18 protein-coding genes, 2 tRNA genes and 1 CRISPR repeat array are annotated in these 20,885 nt (G+C 71.9%); of the genes, 14 read left to right on the forward strand and 6 right to left on the reverse strand.

What is annotated here, in order from left to right:
* Positions 1 to 126 precede the first annotated feature (126 nt).
* Positions 127 to 873, forward strand: coding sequence for a hypothetical protein (locus JK356_RS04265; RefSeq protein ID WP_201866431.1), 747 nt, complete (start codon positions 127 to 129; stop codon positions 871 to 873).
* On the opposite strand, the gene JK356_RS04270 is transcribed toward JK356_RS04265, so the two are convergent.
* Complete coding sequence (locus JK356_RS04270) at positions 870 to 1,358, reverse strand: universal stress protein (protein WP_201866170.1); 489 nt, start codon at positions 1,356 to 1,358, stop codon at positions 870 to 872. The genes JK356_RS04265 and JK356_RS04270 overlap by 4 nt on opposite strands.
* A 1,352-nt stretch (positions 1,359 to 2,710) precedes the next feature.
* Here JK356_RS04270 and JK356_RS04275 point away from each other — a divergent pair.
* Complete coding sequence (locus JK356_RS04275; RefSeq protein WP_201866171.1) at positions 2,711 to 3,895, forward strand: helix-turn-helix domain-containing protein; 1,185 nt, start codon at positions 2,711 to 2,713, stop codon at positions 3,893 to 3,895.
* 86 nt (positions 3,896 to 3,981) lie between these two features.
* Here the strand turns inward: JK356_RS04275 and JK356_RS04280 are convergent.
* From JK356_RS04280 to JK356_RS04290, 3 genes are all read right to left on the reverse strand, one after another.
* Positions 3,982 to 4,054 (reverse strand) — tRNA-Lys (locus JK356_RS04280).
* Positions 4,055 to 4,159: 105 nt separating this feature from the next.
* On the reverse strand, positions 4,160 to 5,959 hold the full coding sequence (locus JK356_RS04285) for a DEAD/DEAH box helicase (protein ID WP_201866172.1): 1,800 nt from the start codon (positions 5,957 to 5,959) through the stop codon (positions 4,160 to 4,162).
* A 245-nt stretch (positions 5,960 to 6,204) separates the two neighbouring features.
* Positions 6,205 to 6,825 carry a hypothetical protein gene (locus JK356_RS04290; RefSeq protein WP_201866173.1) on the reverse strand — a complete coding sequence of 207 codons (621 nt, stop codon included), beginning with the start codon at positions 6,823 to 6,825 and terminating at the stop codon, positions 6,205 to 6,207.
* Positions 6,826 to 6,943: 118 nt separating this feature from the next.
* Between JK356_RS04290 and JK356_RS04295 the strand changes: the two genes are divergently transcribed.
* The 6 genes from JK356_RS04295 (at position 6,944) to JK356_RS04320 (ending at position 13,981) form a co-directional block, all read left to right on the forward strand.
* On the forward strand, positions 6,944 to 7,294 hold the full coding sequence (locus JK356_RS04295) for a metallopeptidase family protein (RefSeq protein WP_201866174.1): 351 nt from the start codon (positions 6,944 to 6,946) through the stop codon (positions 7,292 to 7,294).
* 126 nt (positions 7,295 to 7,420) lie between these two features.
* Positions 7,421 to 7,493 (forward strand) — tRNA-Glu (locus JK356_RS04300).
* Between the two features lie 370 nt (positions 7,494 to 7,863).
* Positions 7,864 to 8,618: a CRISPR direct-repeat array (repeat unit 28 nt; unit sequence CTGGTCCCCGCACACGCGGGGGTGATCC).
* 73 nt (positions 8,619 to 8,691) lie between these two features.
* Positions 8,692 to 9,873, forward strand: a complete 1,182-nt coding sequence (locus JK356_RS04305) for a helix-turn-helix domain-containing protein (protein ID WP_201866175.1) — start codon at positions 8,692 to 8,694, stop codon at positions 9,871 to 9,873.
* A gap of 96 nt (positions 9,874 to 9,969) precedes the next feature.
* The gene (locus JK356_RS21650; RefSeq protein WP_236670756.1) at positions 9,970 to 10,557 is read left to right on the forward strand and encodes a hypothetical protein; all 588 of its coding nucleotides are present in this window, start codon (positions 9,970 to 9,972) and stop codon (positions 10,555 to 10,557) included.
* A 457-nt stretch (positions 10,558 to 11,014) separates the two neighbouring features.
* Positions 11,015 to 13,294, forward strand: a complete 2,280-nt coding sequence (locus tag JK356_RS04315; RefSeq protein WP_236670757.1) for an alpha-glucuronidase family glycosyl hydrolase — start codon at positions 11,015 to 11,017, stop codon at positions 13,292 to 13,294.
* A 78-nt stretch (positions 13,295 to 13,372) separates the two neighbouring features.
* Entirely contained in the window at positions 13,373 to 13,981 is a 609-nt protein-coding gene (locus tag JK356_RS04320; RefSeq protein WP_201866177.1) for an alpha/beta hydrolase, read from the forward strand.
* Positions 13,982 to 14,007: 26 nt separating this feature from the next.
* Here JK356_RS04320 and JK356_RS04325 read toward each other — a convergent pair whose 3' ends face one another.
* A complete protein-coding gene (locus JK356_RS04325; protein WP_201866178.1) occupies positions 14,008 to 14,703 on the reverse strand; it encodes an NADPH-dependent F420 reductase in 696 nt (231 codons plus the stop codon).
* Positions 14,704 to 14,864: 161 nt separating this feature from the next.
* Here JK356_RS04325 and JK356_RS04330 point away from each other — a divergent pair, with 161 nt between their 5' ends.
* The 3 genes from JK356_RS04330 (at position 14,865) to JK356_RS04340 (ending at position 17,844) form a co-directional block, all read left to right on the forward strand.
* Positions 14,865 to 15,377: a GNAT family N-acetyltransferase gene (locus JK356_RS04330; protein ID WP_201866179.1), complete on the forward strand. Its 513-nt coding sequence runs from the start codon at positions 14,865 to 14,867 to the stop codon at positions 15,375 to 15,377.
* A 69-nt stretch (positions 15,378 to 15,446) separates the two neighbouring features.
* Complete coding sequence (locus tag JK356_RS04335; protein ID WP_201866180.1) at positions 15,447 to 15,827, forward strand: hypothetical protein; 381 nt, start codon at positions 15,447 to 15,449, stop codon at positions 15,825 to 15,827.
* Positions 15,802 to 17,844, forward strand: coding sequence for a tetratricopeptide repeat protein (locus JK356_RS04340; RefSeq protein ID WP_201866181.1), 2,043 nt, complete (start codon positions 15,802 to 15,804; stop codon positions 17,842 to 17,844). Before JK356_RS04335 ends, JK356_RS04340 begins: the two co-directional genes overlap by 26 nt.
* 111 nt (positions 17,845 to 17,955) lie before the next feature.
* Here the strand turns inward: JK356_RS04340 and JK356_RS04345 are convergent, their stop codons facing one another.
* On the reverse strand, positions 17,956 to 18,459 hold the full coding sequence (locus JK356_RS04345) for an RICIN domain-containing protein (protein ID WP_201866182.1): 504 nt from the start codon (positions 18,457 to 18,459) through the stop codon (positions 17,956 to 17,958).
* A gap of 353 nt (positions 18,460 to 18,812) precedes the next feature.
* On the opposite strand from JK356_RS04345, the gene JK356_RS04350 reads away from it, so the two are divergent.
* The 3 genes from JK356_RS04350 to JK356_RS04360 are packed head-to-tail and all read left to right on the forward strand — an operon-like array spanning position 18,813 to position 20,796.
* Positions 18,813 to 19,061: an AbrB/MazE/SpoVT family DNA-binding domain-containing protein gene (locus JK356_RS04350; protein WP_307815399.1), complete on the forward strand. Its 249-nt coding sequence runs from the start codon at positions 18,813 to 18,815 to the stop codon at positions 19,059 to 19,061.
* A complete protein-coding gene (locus JK356_RS04355; RefSeq protein ID WP_201866184.1) occupies positions 19,058 to 20,056 on the forward strand; it encodes an ABC transporter ATP-binding protein in 999 nt (332 codons plus the stop codon). The genes JK356_RS04350 and JK356_RS04355 overlap by 4 nt, the downstream gene beginning before the upstream one ends.
* A complete protein-coding gene (locus JK356_RS04360) occupies positions 20,053 to 20,796 on the forward strand; it encodes an ABC transporter permease (protein WP_201866185.1) in 744 nt (247 codons plus the stop codon). The genes JK356_RS04355 and JK356_RS04360 overlap by 4 nt, the downstream gene beginning before the upstream one ends.
* The last annotated feature ends 89 nt before the right edge of the window (positions 20,797 to 20,885 follow it).

A 20,885-nucleotide genomic window follows, 5' to 3' on the forward strand; every position in this document is an offset into this window, starting at 1 on the left:
GGACACGCGGCGCAGCTGTTCGCGTGACGCGCCCCGCTCCCGGCGGCGGGTGCACCGGCCCCGCGGCGCCGCCGCTCCTATCGTGGCGCCGCACCGGACGCCGGAGGTGACAGCGCCGTGGAGGCCGTGGAGCACTGGTGGTACCGCGAGATCGTCGAGCCGGGAAAGCTGCCGCTGCTGCTCGCCGTCACGGCGTTCCTGGTGACCTTCCTGGTGACGCGGACCGTGACGCGGCTCATCCGCGCCGGCAAGGGACCGTTCCGCGACGTCTCCGTGGGCGGGCACCACCTGCACCACGCGGTCCCCGGCGTCGTGCTGATGTGCGTCGGCGGCTTCGGCGGCGTCGCCGCCGGCGGCCGCGGCTGGCTGGCGGGGCTGACGGCGGTCGTCTTCGGCACCGGCGCCGGGCTGGTGATGGACGAGTTCGCCCTGATCCTCTACCTCCAGGACGTCTACTGGTCCGAGCAGGGGCAGCGCAGCGTCGAGGCCGTGATGCTGACGGCCGCGCTGCTGGTGGCGCTGCTCGCCGGGTTCTCGCCGCTGGGCGTCAACGGCGTCGGCGACGACGAGCTGAACCGGCGGCTGACCGTCCTGGCCACCCTCGTTGTCAACTTCCTGCTGGTGCTCACCGCCGTCGCCAAGGGCAAGTACCGCACCGCCGTGCTCGGCGTCCTCATCCCCGCCGTCGCGCTGGCGGGCGCCGTGCGCCTGGCCCGCCCCGGCTCCCCGTGGGCCCGCCTGGCCTACCGCCGCCGGCCGCGCACCGCCGCCCGCGCCGAGCGCCGCGCCCGCCGCCACGACGCCCGCTGGGGCGCGCTGGAGCGGCGCGTGGACCACCTCCTCGGCGGCACGCCGGACCAGGGCCGGGACTAGGACTGACCCGCGCGGTCCGCCGAGCCGATCACGGCACTGGCCTGCGGCGGCACGACGAGGACAGGGCGGGCGGCGTGCTGGAGCAGGTTGCGCGAGACGCTGCCGAGCAGCAGCGACTTCAGCCCGCCGAGCCCGCGCGAGCCGGTCACGAGGACGTCGGCGTCCAGCTCGTCGGCGGCCGCGATCAGCGCGTCCCAGATCGTGCCCGGGTCGGCGGCGGCCCGGTACGTGACGTCGCCGAGCCCCGCCTGGCGCGCCAGCTCCGCGCCCTCCGCCGCCCGGCGCTCGGCGTCCGCCCGCATCCGCTCGTCGATCACCTCCGCGTCGTCCCCGGTGGCGACGCTCATCGGCTGGCTGCTGATCTGGGTGATGAGCGGCTCCCACACGGTCACGACGCAGGTGGGGGCGGCGGTGAGCAGGCGGGCGGCGACGGTGATGGCGCGCTGGGAGTCCTCGGAGCCGTCGTAGGCGATAAGCGTCGTCATGCACCCCACTGTGCCGCCGCGGGGGCGGCCCCGCACGCCGCCGCCAGGTCCACGGGGGCGAGATCAGGCCAGCGAGCGGCGTCCGCCGCGGCACCAGCGTGACGGCACGGACGGCGCCGACGCGGGCGGTGACGCGTTCCTTCTCTTTCTCTCTCCTCCCCTTGCACCTCGTCGTGGAGGGACAGCAGGACCATGCCGCGCAACCGCGCGCCGCAGGGCGGGCAGCAGAAGGCTGCGCGGCGGACAAACATGACTGACTGGCTTCAGCGATCGATCGCCATACGCGCACAGAAACTGACTGTACGTGAGAGTGCATATGCCGCGGGCGCACATCGGACGTCGGGGTTTGCGGTACAGCCCGGGAGGCTAAGCACACCGCACCAAGACAGGCGCGACATGGCGGCCGTCCTTCTTTTCGCATGCGCCTTGCAAGCGTTTCATACGGCGCCCTCCGTCAGTATCGGCCTCAGGCCACATCGTCGAGGCATCTAATTCGGGGGGACAGATCATGTCTCGTATCGTCATCGTCGGAACGACGAGACTGTCCATGACCATGCCGGTGGAGGAGTTTCCCGTTCCCTTCCGTCCGTACCGGTGGCCCGCCTGGATGAGCTGCGCTGTCGTCGGCGGTGCCTACAACGTCGCGTGCGCACTGCGGAGCCTGGGCGACGAACCGCACATCTGCACCCTCGTGGGAACCGATGAGGCGGGAGCGGGTGCACTCGACCATCCGCCCACAGTTCGAGCGGGCCTAGGATCCGGAACTCCACCAGCGCCCCCAGCCGGTCGTCCGCTACGCACTCGTCGGTGTTCAGCCTGTCCCCGCCTCTTCCATGACTGTGGCACGTATCACGCCTAAGGAACAGAGGGGATCCATGATCCGCTTGAACGTTGAACGGCGTCGGTCCGTCCGCGCGGACCAACGCCGTTCAAGGTCTAAAGGTGCACAAAACACCCACTACAACATGAAAATGAACAAAAACGCAACAGTCCAAATGTGGTAAATTTACATTTCTGCCGGAGATGATCTTACGCACACCCTGTCACTTCGATCAACTGCCGCCCTGAAGGCGAACGAAGCAGTTCGCTTTGTTTCAAGATTTGTGATCGGACGACTGCTCTCGGTGTCTGCGCCGGGGAAGAGGTTAGCGCGGGTGGTGACTCGCCCGCCCTCACAGGGTGCGGCTCTGGATTCCGGCCTCACGCAAACCTCGCCGCGCCGAGACGGATCACACTTCCTGGCCGCTGGTCTACCGTCCCCCGGACACACACGCCAGGCGGCCCGTTGGAGTACTCCCGCAGACAACGGAACAGAGGGCGCGCGTCGATGGCCCCCAGAACGGAGTTCAACCATGCCGCACCGCAGTGACGAGCGCACCGGGGCACGGATCGCACGCGCGCGGGCGGCGCGTCACCTCACCCAGCGCGAGCTGGCCGGTCTCGCCGCCGTCCCGCACAGCACGGTCACCCGGATCGAGCGGGGTCTCATGCCCGTCTCCCCCGCCGTGACCGGCGCCCTCGCCCGCGCCCTGTCGGTGCCGGTCACCGAGCTGACCGGGCAGCCGTACCTGGACGATCTGCGCCGCGACCAGCTGGACGGGCTGATCCAGCCGGTCCGCGAGGCGCTCGACGGCTACGACCTCGGCGCCGATCCCGGCGTCACCCCCCGGCCGCGGCCCGAACTGCGCGTCCACGCGGACCAGTTGTGCGCCCTGGTGCGGGCCGCCCAGCTGACGAAGGCGGCGGGCCTGCTGCCCGGCCTGATCACCGAGACCACCGCCTCCGCGCATCTGATGCCCACCCGCCAGGCATGGCAGACCCTCGCCAGCGCCTACCGCACCGCCTGCGACATCACCGCGAAGCTCGGCTACCAGGACCTGTGCGCCGTGGCCCTGGACCGCATGGAGTGGGCTGCCCAGCGGGCGTCGGACGCGGTGCTGGCCGGGGTGCGGCAGTATCTGCGGGCGCTGCACTGCCTGCGGGCCGCCGACTACCGCACCGGGCAGCGCGTCGTCCGCGCTGGCCTCGCCACGCTCCAGCAGGCCGAGCTGGGCCGCGAACGCGACGCCGCGACGGGGCAGCTGCACCTGGGCGCCGCCGTGCTGTACGCGCGGCTGGGCGACGGAGCCGCCTGCGAGGACCACCTGGCGGAGGCCCAGCGCCTCGCCCAGCGCACCGGGCCGGCGGAACAGGTGCACTGGCTGTCGTTCGGCCCGGCCAACGTGGACGTGCACCGGGTCGCGGCGCTGGCCGAGCGCGAGCGGTACGACGAGGCCGTGCGCGCCGCCGACAGCCTCACGCTCCCGGCCGGCTGGCCGCGCTCACGCACCGCCCGCCACCACGCCGAGGTGGCACGGGCGCAGCTGTGGACCGGGCAGACGGACGCCGCGTTCCGCAGCCTGCTGCGCGCGAAGAAGGCGGGGCCGGAGCAGATGCGCTACCACCCGCTGGTCCGCGAGACGTACGCGGGCCTGGACGCCGCGCGCCGCCAGGTGCCCGGCTCCTTCGCCGCCTTCGGGGACTGGCTCGGGATATGACCGCGGCGCGGCGCGCGGTGGCCGCCGGCCGCGCCCGAACGCCGGAAAGCCCCGGCCCGGACCTCCTCCGAACTGGGGCTTCGCGGTAGGCCGTCCGGGACTCGAACCCGGAACCCAAGGATTAAAAGTCCTCTGCTCTGCCAATTGAGCTAACGGCCCGTGGGCAGCAGCATAGTCCCCGCCTCCCCGGGGATCCGAGGCCATTACGCCTGGCGGGCCCGGTCCCCGGCGTGGCGTACACCCCGCCGGGGACGTCGAGCCTGGTCAGCCCCGGCCGAAACGGGAGCGGTCGTCCCGGCGGTCATTGCGCCGGTCGTCCCGCCGCTCATCCCGGCGGAAGCCGCGCCCGCCGCGGTCGCGGTCCCGGTCATCCCGCCGGAACCCGCGGTCGTCCCGCCGGAAGCCACGGTCCCGGTCATCGCGCCGGAACCCGCGGTCGTCCCGGCGGCCGTGACCGCCGTGACCGTACGGGCGGCGGTCCCGGTCACGGAAGCCGCCGCGGCGGCCGCCGCCGTTGCCGAAGCCGCGCCGCTCGCGCTGCTGCTCGGCGCGTTCCGCGCGGGCCGCCGCCTCGGCGCGTGCTTCCTCGGCACGCCGCTCGGCGTCCTCCCGCTCGGCCTCGCGCTCCGCCTCCTCGCGCTCTTCCCGCGCCCGGCGCGCCGCCTCGGCAATCGCCGCGGCCGGGTCCTCGCCCCGCTCGCGGGCGGCACGGCCGGCCAGCCGCTCCGCCTCCTCGCGCAGCGCCGCCGCGCGCTCCCGCTTGCGCTCCAGCTCACGGGTGAGCTTCGCGACCTGGCGCTCCGCCTGCCGCGCCGCGCGCGCCGCGCCCTCGGCCAGCACCTCCGTCAGCGAACGTGCCCCGACGATCTCGACGACGTCGTCGTCGAACAGGTCGCCCTTGCCGATGATGTGCCGCCCGGCGCGCACGCCCGCGTCCTCCATCAGTTGGAAGACCGTGCGCCGCTGGTGCGGCAGCGCCAGGGACACCACCGTGCCCGAGCGCCCCGCGCGCGCCGTGCGCCCGGAACGGTGCAGGTAGTCCTTGTGGTCGGCGGCCGGGTCGACGTTCAGCACGAGGTCGATGTCGTCCACGTGGATGCCGCGCGCGGCGACGTCCGTGGCGACCAGCACGCTGGCCCGGCCGTCCTTGAAGTCCGCCAGGGTGCGGGTGCGGGCCGCCTGGTTCATGCCGCCGTGCAGCGCGTCGGCGCGCACGCCCGCCTCCCGCAGCTGCTCGGCGACCCGGTCGGCGCCCATCTGGGTGCGGACGAAGACGATCGTGCGGCCCTCGCGGGCGGCGATGGCGGCCGTGAGCATGGCCTTGTCGCGCGGCTTCACGATGAGCACGTGGTGCGACATCGTGGACACGGCGCCCTGCGCGGCGTCGACCTGGTGGCTCACCGGGTCGACCAGGTAGCGCTTGACGAGCGTGTCGATCTCGCGCTCCATCGTCGCCGAGAACAGCATGCGCTGCCCGCCCGGCGGCACCAGGTCGAGGATCTCCGTGACCTCGGGCAGGAAGCCCAGGTCGGCCATCTGGTCGGCCTCGTCGAGCACGGCGATCTCGACGTCGTCCAGCGAGCAGGCGCCGCGCTTGATGACGTCGCGCAGCCGGCCGGGGGTGGCGACCAGGATGTCCACGCCGCGCTCCAGGGCGGCGATCTGGTTGCCCATGGACGTGCCGCCGCAGACGACCTTCATCCGCAGGCCGACGAGGTCGCCGTAGGGCTCCAGAGCGGACGAGACCTGCATGGCCAGCTCGCGCGTCGGCGCCAGGATCACGGCGCGGGGGTGGCGCGGGGCCGTCCTGCCGCCGGCGAGGCGGGCGAGGACGGGCAGACCGAAGCTGAGGGTCTTACCGGAGCCGGTGCGGCCGCGGCCGAGGATGTCACGCCCGGCGAGGGCGTCGGGGATGGTGGCGGCCTGGATCGGGAACGGGGTGGTGACGCCGTTCTCCGCGAGCTTGCGCACGATCACGCTGGGCAGCCCCAGATCCGCGAACGTGGTGGTGGGCTCGTCGTCCAGCGGGAGAACGTCCGGCGTCGTGACGGATGGGGAAGACATAAGCAAAGAAGAAACCTTCCGGATGATGGCGCGGCACGCGCCCTGGCTCCGTAGGTCTTCATGACCGCCTGTATGCGGCCAGCCACGGCGTAGTGAGGAACGCGCCACACGGCGCAGTACATGGGCGCCGGGCAAGTGGGATCAAACGATCTGTAAGCATACGCAGACGATCGCGCGCAGTGCAAACGACTTCCGCCCCCGCCTGACCTGCCCCGCCGCCCGGCCATCCGGTGAGGGCGGCGGTTTCAGCGGGCGCGCCGGCCGGGGGCGGGCTCGCCGCCCGGGTCCTCCGGCGACGGCTCCGGGTCCGGCTCGGGATCGGGATCCGGCTCTGGCTCCGGGTCCGGCTCGGGTCCGGGATCGGGCTCGGACGTCGGCGGGTCCTGCGGCGACGGCTGCTGCGGCGGGGACGAGGGCCCGCTCGGCGAGCCTCCCGAGGAGGGCGGCCGCGGGTCCGAGGGGCGCGACTGGCCGCCGCCGTCGTCCGGCGGGTTCTTCCCGGACGAGGTGCTGTCCGTCCCGGCGCCCGGCTGGGAGGACCGCGCGGACTCCTTGTCCCCGGACCCCGGGGTGTCCTGCGCACCGGAGCCGGACCCGCCGCCTCCGCTGCCGTCTTCCTTCCCGTTCTCGCCGCTGCGGTCGTTCTCCTCGTTCTCCTGCCCCTCGCCTGCGTCGTCGGCCGCCGGGGGGACCGTCACGGTCTCCTCGGTGACGCCTCCCTGGGGCATCTCCCCGACCTCGCTGACGTTCGCCGAGTCGTCGCCCGTCTTCTCATCAGCGCTCTCCCCGCCGACGCTCATGCAGCCGCCCAGCGCCAGCGACAGGGCGAGAGCGGGAAGGACACGACTGCGGCGGATCCGTCGCACGGCGGCACCTCCGGGACGCGGGACTCTTCCCTGGATCAACTGCCGCAGCCCGGCAAGGACACGGCCGTCACCGGCCGCCCACCGGCTGGCGTCCCCCCGGCGACGCGAGAATGGGGGGGTGCTGGAGATGACGCGCGAGGCTTTCGAGGAGCACGTCAGTGAGGCGCTGGACCTGATTCCGGTGGAGCTGACACGGCTGATGGACAACGTGGCGGTCTTCGTCGAGGACGAGCCACCGCCGGAGGAGCCCGACCTGCTCGGGCTGTACGAGGGCACGCCGCTGACGGAGCGCGGCGAGTGGTACGCGGGGGCGCTGCCGGACCGGATCATCGTGTTCATGGGGCCGACGCTGCGCATGTGCGAGACGGCGGAGGAGGTGGTCGAGGAGGTCGCGACGACCGTCGTTCACGAGGTTGCCCACCACTTCGGCATCGACGACGCCCGCCTCCACGAGCTGGGCTGGGGCTGACGTCCGCGCCGTTTCCGGCCTGTCCCGCCCGGTCCGGGGCGGGGAACCGTTTTGGTGATCTCCCCGGGCATCCCATATGCTGCTGTGGTCCCCGGTGGCACCGCGCGGTGCCCAGGCGGGCCAGCGGCCCCCGTCGTCTAGCGGCCCAGGACGCCGCCCTTTCAAGGCGGTAGCGCGGGTTCGAATCCCGTCGGGGGCACACACATTCTTCGGACAGTCGTTTCCTGTGTGCCTCCCGCGACATCACTGACGCGCCCGGCTCCTCTTTCCTCTTCGCCCAAGCACCCACTCCTCTTGTGCGGGCAGTTGCAGCGCACGCCGACCCGCGCCTCTTCCCACTCGCTGACTCGCACGTACCGAGACTGGTTGACAGCTCAAGGCGCGCACACGCCCTCCGCTGCACCGTTGCCGCACTGCCCCCGCTGCCTTGCTCACAACCGCCCAGGGAGCACCGCACCCCATCAGCGGACCACACCACCTTCAGCCCCCGACGGACTAAGCTGCCTGTCAGCGCCGATCTGCTCAATGAAAACAGCGGCACCTCACAGCAAAACCGCAGGTCAACAAGCCTGGTCCCCGCACACGCGGGGGTGATCCCGACTGGAGCACGGCGCCCTCTTGGACCGTGATCTGGTCCCCGCACACGCGGGGGTGATCCGTGCGTTACCGCGGCGTCCCGGCCGTCGATGACCTGGTCCCCGCACACGCGGGGGTGATCCCGCGCTGACGACCGCCGCCCTCCGTGCGGTGGCCTGGTCCCCGCACACGCGGGGGTGATCCCCGCAGAGTGCTGCTCCGCCAAGCGGCCCGCCGCTGGTCCCCGCACACGCGGGGGTGATCCTGCGTTCCCATGGCATCTCGGAGTTGACGGCGTCTGGTCCCCGCACACGCGGGGGTGATCCCTCATGACCATCGAGTTCCCCGAGCCAACGTGGCTGGTCCCCGCACACGCGGGGGTGATCCTGTCGGCACCGAGTGGCGCCAGGCGGCGGTCGCCTGGTCCCCGCACACGCGGGGGTGATCCGGACGCTCGAATGGCTCTCCGGATTTTTGACACCTGGTCCCCGCACACGCGGGGGTGATCCACTGGACCGCCTCGACCGGCGCGGAATGGGGGCCTGGTCCCCGCACACGCGGGGGTGATCCGTGGGGGGTCAGCACCGGCACCATCGAGAAGACCTGGTCCCCGCACACGCGGGGGTGATCCTGCTTGGCGAGCAGCACGTACTCCACCACCCGCCTGGTCCCCGCACACGCGGGGGTGATCCTCCACTGAGCACCCCGTCCGGTGATGACCCTGTCCCCGCACACGCGGGGTGCCTCTGCTGGTGGCCTTGATGTACTCCGCCACCCGTGCCGTGGGTACGGTCCCAATGTCACCCAGAACGGAGTTCGGCATGCCCTATAGCACTGAGAGCACGGGGGCACGGATTGCTCGCGCACGGCGGACGAGAAACCTGACGCAGCGCGAGCTGGCGGTCCTGTCACCCGTCTCGTACTCCACGATCACGAAAGTCGAGCAGGGCGTCATCTCTGCCTCTCCCTCGGTGATTGGCGCCATTGCCCGCGCCCTCTCCATCCCGGTGACGGAGCTGACCGGGCAGCCGTACCTCGACGACCTGAAGCGTGACCAGCTCGATGGGCTGATCCAGCCGATCCGCGAGGCACTGGACGTCTATGACCTCGGCGCCGATCCCGACATCACCCCCCGACCACTGCCCGAGCTGCACCAGCACGCTGAGCAATTGTGCGCACTCGTGCGTGCTACCCATCTGAAGAAGGCTGCGGCCGAACTGCCCGGCTTGATCACAGAATTAACCACATCTGCGTACCACACACCCAGCCGAGAGGCATGGCAGATCCTTGCCAGCGCCTACCGCACCGCCTACGACGTGACGACGAAACTGGGCTACCAGGACCTGTGCATGGTGGCCCTAAACCGCATGGAATGGGCGGCCCAGCGGGCATCGGACCCGGTGCTCTCTGGCGTACGGCAGTACCTGCGTGCCCTGGTTCACCTGCGCGCCGCCGACTACCGCACCGGTCAGCGTCTCGTGCGCGTAGGTCTCTCGATCCTGGAGCAGGCTGAACAAGGCCACGAGCGGGATGTCGCAACGGGCCAGCTACACCTCGGAGCTTCCGTGCTGTGCGCGCGGGCACAGGACGGGGATGCCTCCGAGGGACACCTGGCGGAGGCACAGAGGCTGGCAGAGCGCACCGGGCCAGCAGAAAGGACGCATTGGCTCGCGTCCGGACCGACGAACGTTGGCGTGCACCGGGTGGCGACACTTGCGGAGCGCGACCTGTACGACGAGGCGGTGCGCGCGGCTGAGGACCTCACGCTCCCGCCCGACTGGCCGCGCTCACGCACCGCACACCACCACGCCGAGGTGGCGCGCGCACAGTTGTGGACCGGACAACCGGACGCGGCCTTCCGCAGCCTGTTGAAGGCGAAGAAGGCCGGGCCCCAGCAGACCAAGTACCACCCGATGGTCCGCGAGACATACGCGGGCCTGGACGCCGCGCGCCGCCGCGTGCCCGAGTCATTCGCCGCTTTCGGCGCTTGGCTCGGGATGTAAGCGGATCGTGAAACTATGGCCCCAATTATCAGCCATTACTGATAGTTGGGACCTCTCTACAGGGCGAGTATGTGACGGTCACCCCACTGCCTGTGCATGGAGCCGACCATGTCACACGAAACGCCGATGCCCAGCCGGACGGACGCGCAGCGTGCGCGTCGCCAGCGCCTCGCCGACGCCGCCGGACGCTGCCCGTTGTGGCACGATCCCGCCTTGCCGCCGTGGCTGCCGCCTGTGGGTGGCGAGCCCGAACGCGTCGCTGCCGGGCGGTGGTTCGACGTGGTCGTGTTCGGCTTCTACCAGGGCGCCACGCTCTTCCCCTTCCTCGGTAACCGCACCGGCCCGGTGATCGCTGACGCCGGTGCGACGGCGCTGATGTGGCTGGTGCCGTGCGGCAGCGGCCTCGGTGTCAGCGAGGGCCTGATCCTGGTGCCCCCGGCCGACGCGCTGGACGGGCACCGCGGACGCCGCCCCTGGTGGGTCGTACCCCCGCGCGGCGACTGCCTGACCGACCCGCTGCTGCTGCGCGACGCCGTACGCCACCGCGCCGGACACCTCTGGGCGGTGCCCCGTGACCGTACGCAACCGCCGACGATGCACCCGCGACAGCCTGCGCGCCCTCGTCCACACCGCTGTGGACATCGTCGCCCGCGCCGCCGCAGAAGCAGAGGCCGCCACCCGTGACTGACTCCGCAGCCACCACCTGCCCCTGCCCCTGCCACACCAAGCAGAACAGCGAGGCCACGCGATGACCGCCACCACAAGCATGGCCCCGCTGCCCCGCCGCCAGCGACAGCGACCGCTCCCCGACCCGGCTCGGCTCGGCTCGGCTCGGACCAGCCGAACTCACGTGCGGCCGCCCGGCCGCTTCGGCCGTTACGCGCGGCGCCGTTCCGGGAAGTCTGATCACACCGGCATCACACGTCACTGACTGTCAGACCCGATTGGTGTGTCCGGTTTCGCCGTGCGGTGGATCCCATGGGGGGAGGACAGCGTCGGACACCGCCGAACACGTTCATAGACATGAACTGTGTTCTACATGCTGACAGAGTGGGGAGATTTCTGGTACGACGTCCTCATGTCTGTGAGCCGACGGGTATTTATGGGCGCGGTAGGGGCCTCAGTTGCGCTGAGCACGCACATGGGCGGAGTCGCCGGTGCGTCCCCCGGTCCGGGCCGGGAGTGGCGGGACGACGAGTACGACGGTTCCGACCTGTGGCTGCGCTACGTTCCGGTGAGCGATCCGGACCTGCTGCGGCGCTACCGGCGGCAGCTCACGGCGGTCGTCGTGGAGAATGCCGGACGGAACAAGTCGTACCGCCACACCGCCGACTTGCGGATGGCGCCGGGTTCCTCGGAGCGGCTGGTGGAGTCCACCCTGGAGGCCGCCCGGGAGGAGCTGGTCCGTGGCCTGAGCGGCCTGCTGGACCGGCCGGTGCCCGCGCTCGGCGGGCCGAGGGGCGCCAGCGGCCTCCCGGACGGCGCCGTCATCGTGGGCACGCGTGAGAGTTCCCCGGCTGTGCGCCGGCTCGTTCCCGCCCGGGACCTGGAGCCGCTGGGCCGGGACGGGTTCCTCATCCGGTCGGTTGCCCAGGGGCGGCGCGAGTTCACCGTCATCGCGGGAAACACCGACGTCGGTGCGCTGTACGGCACGTTCGCGTTCCTCCGCCGCGTGCAGACGCACAAGCCGGTCGCTGATCTGGACATCGCCGACAGCCCCCGGGTCGCCCACCGCCACCTGAACTACTGGGAGACGGAGCGCCTTTACGCGGGCAATGACGAATCCGGCACGGGCGGACTGAACGGCGAGAATGGCGCGATCTTCAACTTCGCGGCGACGGGCCCCAGCGCCTCGCTCAACCTGCCGGTCATCCTCGACCGCTACATCGTGGCCGCGCGGGCGATGGCTTCGGTCGGCATCACCGGAATCACCATCAACAACGTCAACGCCGACAACGCCTACCTGACGGACGAGTACATCGCCCAGGAGGCCGCGCTGGCCGACGCGCTGCGCCCCTACGGCATCCGGCTCGCCCTGTCCATCAACTACGCGGCGCCGACGGACGAGCGGTTCGCGCCGGACACGCTCACCGACGAGCAGATGGCGCCCTCCAACGAGGAGTTCCAGGCGTGGTGGCGGCGGAAGGCCGCCCAGATACAGGAGGCCATACCGGACTTCATCGGCTTCACCGTCAAGGCCAACTCCGAAGGCCAGCCGGGCCCGCAGGACTTCGGCTACGACCACGGCGACGGCGCCAACGGCATGGCGGCCGCGGTCGAGCCGCTGGGCATGAAGATCTTCTGGCGCACGTTCGTCTACAACCCCGACGTCGACCGCGACCGGCTGAAGCGGGCCTACCTGGAGTTCGGCCCCATCGACGACGAGCCGCAGCCGGACGGCAGCCGCGGCCGGTTCCACGACAGCGTGTTCCTCCAGACCAAGAACGGGCCCCTGGACTTCCAGGCCAGGGAGCCGATCCACCCGATGTTCGGGCGGATGGAGAACACCAACCAGGCGCTGGAGCTCCAGATCACCCAGGAGTACACCGGGCAGAACCGGATGCTCTGCTTCCTCGCCCCGATGTGGGAGGAGATCCTCAAGACCGACACCTACGCCACGGACGAGCAGGGCCGCCTGCTCGAACACCGGCTCGTCGGCCACATCGTGGACGGCACGGCGCAGCACCACTCGGACACCGCCATCGTCGGCGTCGCCAACTTCGGCAACGCGGACAACCTCACCGGGCACCACTTCTCCCAGGCGAACCTCTACGCCTTCGGCCGCCAGGCGTGGGACTGGAGCCTGGCGGCGGAGGACATCGCCGACGACTGGGTGCGCATGACCTGGAGCAACAGCGAGCGGATCGTCGGCACGCTGGTGCCGATGATGATGGGCTCGTGGGAGGCGCTGGTCAGCTACCAGACGCCGCTGGGGCTCGGGCACCAGTTCACCGCCGACGTGCACTACGGTCCGGGCCCCTCGGAGTCGGACCTGCCGCGCGAGGACTGGAACCCGACCTACTACAACCAGGCGGACAGCGTCGGCCTGGGCTACGACCGCTCCCCCACCGGCAGCGACCTCACCGCCCAGTACTTCCCGGTCCTGGCGGAGCGGTACGGCAATATCGACACCTGCCCCGAGAACCTGCTGATGTGGTTCCACCACGTGCCGTGGGACCGGCCGATGCGCAGCGGCAGGATCTTCTGGGACGAGCTGGTGCACCACTACTACTCCGGCGTGCGCTACGTCAGCGAGATGCGGCGCACCTGGGACTCGCTGGAGGGCGAGATCGACGCCCGCCGCTTCGCCGAGGTCAAGGAGAAGCTCGCGCTGCACGAGGTGGACGCGGCCGACTGGCGCGACACCTGCGTGGGGTACTTCCAGACCTTCAGCGGCCGGGAGATCCGCGAGACGCCCTGACCGCCACGCCCTCCCGCACCGCTCGCGCGGCCGGAGGCTTGACCTTGACACTGGTGTGAAGGCATAGCCTCCGGCCGCATGAGCGAGATCACGAGCGGAGGAGAAGGGCCGCAGCGCGCCCTGATCATCCACGGCTACGGGGCGACGCCCGCGGACCACTGGTTCGGCTGGCTCGCCGGGCAGTTCACGGCCCGCGGCGCGGCGGCCGCGGTCCCGGCCCTGCCGGAGCCGCACGACCCGGACCCGGCGAGGTGGGCCGGGGCCGTGCGGGCGGAGCTGGGAACGCCGGACGCGGGCACGGTCGTCGTCGCGCACAGCCTGGGCTGCCTGACCGTGCTGCGCCAGCTGCGGTCCCTGCCGGGGCCGTGGCGTCTCGGCGCGCTGGTGCTGGTCGCCGGGTTCCTCGACCGGCTGCCGGCGCTGCCCCAGCTGGACTCCTACATCGGCGACGGCTGCGACGTGACGGGGATCGCCGGGCGCGTCGGCCGGCTGGCCGTGCTGCGGTCCGACGCGGACCCGTTCGTGCCGACGGCGCACACCGACCGGCTCGCCGGGCTGCTCGGCACGACCGCGCGGGTGGTCCCCGGCGCCGGCCACTTCCTCGCCTCCGACGGGGTGACCTCGCTGCCCGAGGTGCTCGAGGCGGTGGAGGCCGTCAGCCCGGCCGGGTCGCCCGGGGCGGCCTGAGCGGGCGCCGCGCCGCCCGCCGCCCCCTACGCCGCGGCGAGCGCGGCGCGGATGCGCTCGGCCGGGGCGGGCGCGCCCGGGTCCTCGGCGATGCGCGCCACCAGGTCGCCCTCGCCGTCCGGGTGCGCCATGTACGGCAGGCCGTACGCCGGGGTGTCCGGCTGGAAGCGCCAGCTCTCCGGCAGCGGGCCCGCGTCGACGGTGTCCCAGCCCAGCTGGTCCAGCAGCCGCGTGGCCTCCTGGCGGGCGGCCGGGTCGTCGCCGGCGACCGGCAGGGCGCTGCGGTCGGGCGCACCGGCGGGGCGGGCCAGGTCGCGCAGGTGCTGGTAGTAGATGGTGTTGCACGCCTTCGCCACGCGCGATCCGGCCAGGTGCCGCTGCACCAGCTCGCTGCTGGTGAGGGAGCCCGAGTCGAGTGCGGGGATGCGGCCGTCGCGGAGCGGGTAGTAGTTGAGGGTGTCCAGGACGGTCTTGCCGGCCAGTGGCCCGGCCGGCAGGTTCCGGTAGGCTGCCACCGGGACGGAGACCACGACGAGGTCGCTGGTCTCGGCGGCTTCCTGGGCGGTGGCCGCGCGTGCCCGGTCGCCGAGTCCGGCGACGAGGCCGCTGAGGGTGTGCGGGCCGCGCGGGTTGCTGAGCACCACGTCGATGCCGGCCGCGGCCGCTTGCCGGGCGATGGTGCTGCCGATGAGCCCGCTTCCGATGAGTCCGGGTTTTGGCATCCTTGCAACGTACCGCTGGCCTCATCAGCACCCGCCGCATTTCCCACGGCTGTGCCGCTTAGGGTGGCAGTGCGTTACTGAGACTGGTTCGGGCGGGGTGTGCCGCCCCGTCGTTCCGGCCAGCGATTCCGGCCAGCGATTCCGGCCAGCAAGGAGCCACCGTGAGCAGTGCCTGGGCCACGCGTCCGGAGACGCCCGGCGACGTCGCCGCCGTCCGCGAGATCAACCTGGCCGCCTTCCCCACCGGCGAGGAGGCGCGCATCGTGGATGAGCTGCGCGCCGACCCGGGTGCGTGGCTCGACGGGCTGTCCATGCTCGCCACCGACGCCGGTGGCACGCCTGTCGGCCACGCGCTCCTCACCCGCTGCCACGTCGGCGGCGAGCCGGCGCTGACGCTGGGGCCGTGCGCGGTGCTGCCGCGGGTGCAGCGGTCGGGCGCCGGGTCCGCCGCCATCCGCGCCGTGCTGGACGCGGCCCGCGCCAGGGGCGAGAACCTCGTCGTCGTGCTCGGGCACCCGGAGTACTACCCGCGGTTCGGCTTCAGCCGGGCGTCCGGCTTCGGCATCCGCGCGCCGATCGAGGTGCCCGACGAGGCGCTGATGGCGATGGCCCTGGCCCCGGACCGGCCGGTGCCGGCCGGGACGATCCGCTATCCGGCGGCGTTCGGCATCTGAGGCCGCCGGGCCCGCGGGGATAATGGGGGCCGACGCGTCGGTGGGGACGGGAGAAGGGGGAAGCGGCCGGTGGGCGACGTGGCCAGCGTGGTGGTGCGGGTTCTCGGGGACGAGCACAGCGACGACGAGGAACGGGCCGAGCTGGCCCAGGCGTTGCGCGCGGAGCTGCTTCAGCTGGAGGTGGAGTCCGTCGATCCGCTGCGGGCGGCGGACGGGCCGGCCGGGGCTAAGGGCCTGGGGGCGGTGGCGGGTTCGCTGCTGGTGCGGCTGGGCGTGACCACGGGGCTGCGGGCGCTGGTGGCGGCCGTGCGGCGGTGGGCGGCGCGGGACGCGGCGCGCTCGGTGGAGATCCAGTTCGGCGACGATGTGCTGAAGGTGACCGGCATCTCCGAGGAGCGGCAGGAGGAGCTGATCGAGGTGTGGCTTGAGCGGCACCGGTCGCGGGGCTGAACTCCCCGGCCCGCGCTCGGCGCTGATCATCGCCACCTCGGAGTACGCCGACGGTTCCCTGGCCCGGCTGCGGTCGCCGGCCCGGGACGGCCGGGAACTGGCCGGAGTGCTCGGTGATCCGGGCATCGGCGGCTTCGACGTCACCACGCTGTCCGACCCGACGGCGCAGGAACTGCGCATCTGTCTGGCGGACTTCCTGGCCGGCCGGAAGCCCGCCGAGCTGCTGCTGGTGTACCTGTCCTGCCACGGCGTGCTGGACCGGCGCAACCGCCTGTACTTCGCCGCCACCGATACCCGCAAGGACCTGCTGGCGGCCACGGGTGTGGAGTCCGGCTGGCTGCTGGAGCAGCTGGACGACTGCCGGGCGCGCAGCCAGATCCTCATCCTGGACTGCTGCTTCAGCGGGGCGTTCGCGCGCGGCGCGAAGGGCGCGGGCGGAGACGGCGGCCTCGATCTGGGGCGGCGGCTGGACTCGCCGGGCCGGGGACGCGTGGTGCTGACGGCGTCGCGGGCGCACGAGTACTCGTTCGAGGGAGAGCCGCTGCCGGACGCTGGGGTGCCGAAGCCCTCGGTGTTCACGGCGGGGCTGGTGCACGGGCTGCGCACGGGCGAGGCCGACCGGGACGGCGACGGCCTGATCTCGGTGGAGGACGCCTACGAGCACGCGTACGCGCACGTCCAGGCGCACGGCAGCGGGCAGACGCCACAGCGCTGGCTGTTCGGCGCCGAGGGCCGCATCTGGCTGGCCCGCAGCCCCCGGCGGCCCGTGCCCGCCGCCGCGGCCGGCGGAAAGGGCGCCGGCGAGGCCCCGCAGGAGGACGCGGGCTCCTTTCTGAAGCGGGCGATCGCGCATGTGGAGGCCCAGCGCTACGCGGAGGCGCTCGCCGACCTCAACCGCTCGCTGTCACTCCGCCCGGACCACGCCCCCGCGCTCGCGCTCCGCGCCGAGGTGTGGAAGGTGAGGGGGGAGAACGAGCGTGCGCTCGCCGACCTGGACCGCGCGCTCGCCCTCGATGCCAGCCTGGGCTACGCCTGTGCCAGCCGAGGCCACCTGCGCCTGGTCGCCCGCCACCCCGATGCGGCGCTGGCCGACCTGGACCGCGCGATCGAGCTGGACCCCGGGTACGCCTGGGCGCACGCCTTGCGGGGCGACGCCCGCCTGATGCGCGGGGAGCACGAGCTCGCCCTGGCCGACCTGGACCGCGCGGTCGCGCTCGACCCTGGCAGCGACTACGCCCACGCGCTGCGCGGCGAGGTGTACCGCGTCACCGGCCGATACCGCGAGGCGGTCGGTGCCTTTACCCACGCCCTCGGTCTCAACCCCCGCAATGACTGGGCGCTGGCCCGCCGCGCCATGGTGCATGTGGCCATGGCCCAGCCCGACGCGGCGCGGGCGGACGTGCAGGCCGCCCTGTCGCTCAACCCGGACAACGACTACGCCCTCGCCTGCCGGGGCGATCTGAGCCTGGGGCGCGGCGAGAACCAGGCGGCGCTGGCCGACCTGGACCGCGCGGTCTCCCTCAACCCCCACAACGACTACGCCCACGCGCTGCGCGGCGAGGTGTACCGCGTCACCGGCGATTACCGCATGGCCATCGACGCCTTCCGCCACGCCCTTGACCTCAACCCCCGCTACGACTGGGTGCTGGCCCGGCGGGGCGACGCCTTGCTGACCCTGGGCGACACCGCCGCCGCCCAGGCCGACCTGCACCGCGCTCTGGAACTCAACCCGCGCAACGAGGCCGCGCTCACCAGCCGGGGTGACCTCTACCGTTCCCTCGGGCAGATCGAGCCGGCGCTGGTCGATCTGAACACCGCGCTGTCGATCAGTCCCGGCTGCGTCCGCGCCTTGGCGGTCCGGGCCGCGACGCTGCGGCTCGCCGGGGACGTGAAGGGGGCGGCGGCGGACCTGGAGCAGGCGCTGCGGCTGGATCGGCACCACACGCGGGCGCGGCTGGAGGTCATGCGGCTGCCCGCGCGGTACCGCAAGCGGCTGTGGCGGCTCGGCGCATCCTGAGCCGGGGCGACGCGGAGTGCGGGGGGGTGCGCGGCCCCGGCGTGAGCACCAGACGCCGGGGCCGCGCGGCAGGGGCGGCGGGCGGGTCAGGGGGACAAGGGAATCAGGGTGTCAGCCGGTGGCGTCGTGGATGAGCCAGAGCCGGTCGGTGCTCCACCAGGGGTCGAGCAGCGTGACCCAGCTGTCGGCGTGGTCCGGGTGCGTGAGGCCGATGACGTAGCGGGTGCCGCGCAGCCCGATCTGGAAGTAGTCGCCGCGGCGGCGGATCTCCCAGGCGTTGCGGGCCTCGGCGATCGGGCCGGTCTCCAGCAGGATCGGGCCCTGGTAGCGGACGTTCTCGTAGACCGCGCTGTCCTCGCTCTTGCGCAGCGGCTCGACGTACCGGCCGCTGACGACGTGCTGGATCGCGTAGACGCCGTCGCTCAGGCGCGTGAACGACCATCTGTGGTGGCCCCGCAGCTCGTCGACGTCTTCGCGGAACGCCTTCATGTGCTGGCGCTTGTTGATGTAGGAGTCCGGCAGCAGCACGCCCCCCGTGTGAGCGCTCACGATCATCTTTTCGCCCTGGACCAGCTCGTCGGTGGTCCCGGGCGCGGACGGGGACTCGATGGGCATCCTCACCTCGCGCTGTCGTCGTGCGTCTTACGCAGGTTGATCCCCACCATTGGCCCGAATGATCCGTGATGTCACCCGAAGGGGGAATGGTGGCGCGATGCCGGTGACGGGAGGCTCCGCGTCGGCCGGCCACAGCTCTTTCACACAACTGACGTGACATCACGGCCCGTTGCCCGTTTACCCACCGTCTCTTCACCGTGACCGGCCCGAGCGGGCGCGCATGATATACATGTCAAAACTTGCATCCTTTGGATAGCACACGAGGGGGTTCGATGGCCCACGGCGAGGACTCCGAGAACGGCTCTGAGAACAAGGCGTCATACGGCCCCAAAGGCAGAGGCTTCTACGGCGCCGTGACTGTCAGCGAGCGCGGCCAGGTCGTGATCCCGGCGCAGGCCCGCCGTGACCTCGGGATCGGCGTGGGCGACAAACTCCTTGTGCTCGGCGACCCGGAGAGCGGGCTCGCGCTGATGAAGATCGACGTCCTGATGCGGATGTCGCAGCAGGGCGCGACGGGCCTGTTCGAGCAGTTCGAGCAGGACGCGGAAGCCCGGGGCGAGGCTAGCGAGACGGCGGACAAGGAGGACACGGACGAGGGATGAACACCGTCATACGATGTGAAAACGTCACGAAGAGCTATGGAGATCTGCGTGCCGTCGACGGGGTCTCCCTCGAGGTCCGCCAGGGCGAGATCTTCGGCATGATCGGGCCGAACGGCGCTGGCAAGACCTCGCTGCTGGAGTGCATCGAGGGCCTGCGGTCCCGCGACGGCGGCACGATCGAGGTGCTGGGCCTCGACCCTGAGAAGGACGTCACCGAGGTCCGCGAGCGCACCGGCCTCCAGCTCCAGACCTCCGCCCTGCCCTCGCGGATCAAGGTCGGCGAGGCGCTGGAGCTGTTCTCCTCCTTCTACCGCAACCCGGCCGACTGGCGGCGGATCCTGGCGAGCCTGGAGCTGTCGGAGAAGGAGGGGGCGTACGTCGAGAAGCTCTCCGGCGGGCAGCGGCAGCGCGTGTTCATCGCGCTGGCGCTGGTGAACAACCCGGAGATCCTGTTCGTCGACGAGATCACCACCGGCCTGGACCCGCAGACCCGCCACCGGGTGTGGGACGTCATCCGCTCCATCCGCGACGCCGGCACCACCGTCGTGCTCACCACGCACTTCATGGAGGAGGCCGAGCGCCTCTGCGACCGCGTCGCCATCGTGGACCGGGGCCGGATCGTCGCCGTGGACACCGTGCCCAACCTCATCGCCAAGCTCGGCGCCGAGAACAGCGTCAGCTTCACGGTGGACCGGCAGCCGCCCGTCCAGCTGCTGGAGAGCGTGGAGGGCGTCACCCGGGTGCAGGTCACGGGCGACCGCGTCGTCGTGCACGGCGGCGGCGACCGGTTCGCGCAGCGGGTGATGGGCGTGCTGGCGGACGCCGACCTGTCCGTGGGCGACTTCCAGTCGCAGCGCGCCAGCCTGGAGGACGTGTTCCTGGCGCTGACGGGACGTCACATGCCGGAGCCGCAGCAGGACGACGACGACGCGCCGCACGCCCGCGGGCGGGGCGGCAGGAGGGCCAGGAAGGCCAGGAAGGGAGGGGCCAGGTGAGCGCCGTCAGCAAGCTTCTCAACGTCCAGACCAAGCGGACGCTCCGGGATCCGGCGTCGGTGTTCTTCATGCTCGCCTTCGCCCCGATGTTCGTCCTCATCATGGGGGCGATCTTCGGCAGCGACCCGCGGCCGGAGTTCGACGGCAAGGGCTTCATCGAGGCCAACCTGGTGGCGTTCACGTCCATCGTGATCGCGATCACCAGCTTCCTGATGATCCCGACCGACATCATCTCCCAGCGCGAGACCGGGGCGCTGCGCCGCTTCCGCGCGACACCGCTGCGGCCCAGCGCCTACATCGCGGCCGACGTCGTCGTGCGGTTCGTCATCCTGATGATCAGCGTGTCGCTGATGCTGGTGCTCGGCATGACGCTGTTCGACGCCGAACTCCAGGGCAACTTCCTGTCCGTGCTGGGCGCGCTGGTCCTCGGCGTCTTCGCCTTCCTCGCGGTCGGCTACCTGCTCGCCGCCCTGCTGCCCTCGCCGCAGGCCGCGCAGGCGCTGGGCAACTCCATCACCTACCCGCTGATCGTGCTGTCCGGCGGCGCGGTGCCGCTGGACGTGATGCCCGACGGCGTGCGGGACGTCGCGCAGTTCTCGCCGCTGACGCAGCTGGTGGAGTTCCTCCAGGGGCTGTGGGAGGGCGAGTCCTGGTCCGACAACTGGGTGTCCGTCGCCGTCCTGGGCGGGCTGCTCGTCGTGGCCGCCGGCCTGGCGCAGCGCGTCTTCCGCTGGGAGTGACCCGCGGGCTCCCCGCCCCCGTCGTCCTTCCCTCTCCCCCACCCCCACGCACGCACCTCACGAGCAGACCCGAGCCAAGAGAGGGCCAG

The sequence above is a fragment of the Streptomyces sp. 7-21 genome, from assembly GCF_016741785.1.
Lineage (GTDB): Bacteria > Actinomycetota > Actinomycetes > Streptomycetales > Streptomycetaceae > Streptomyces.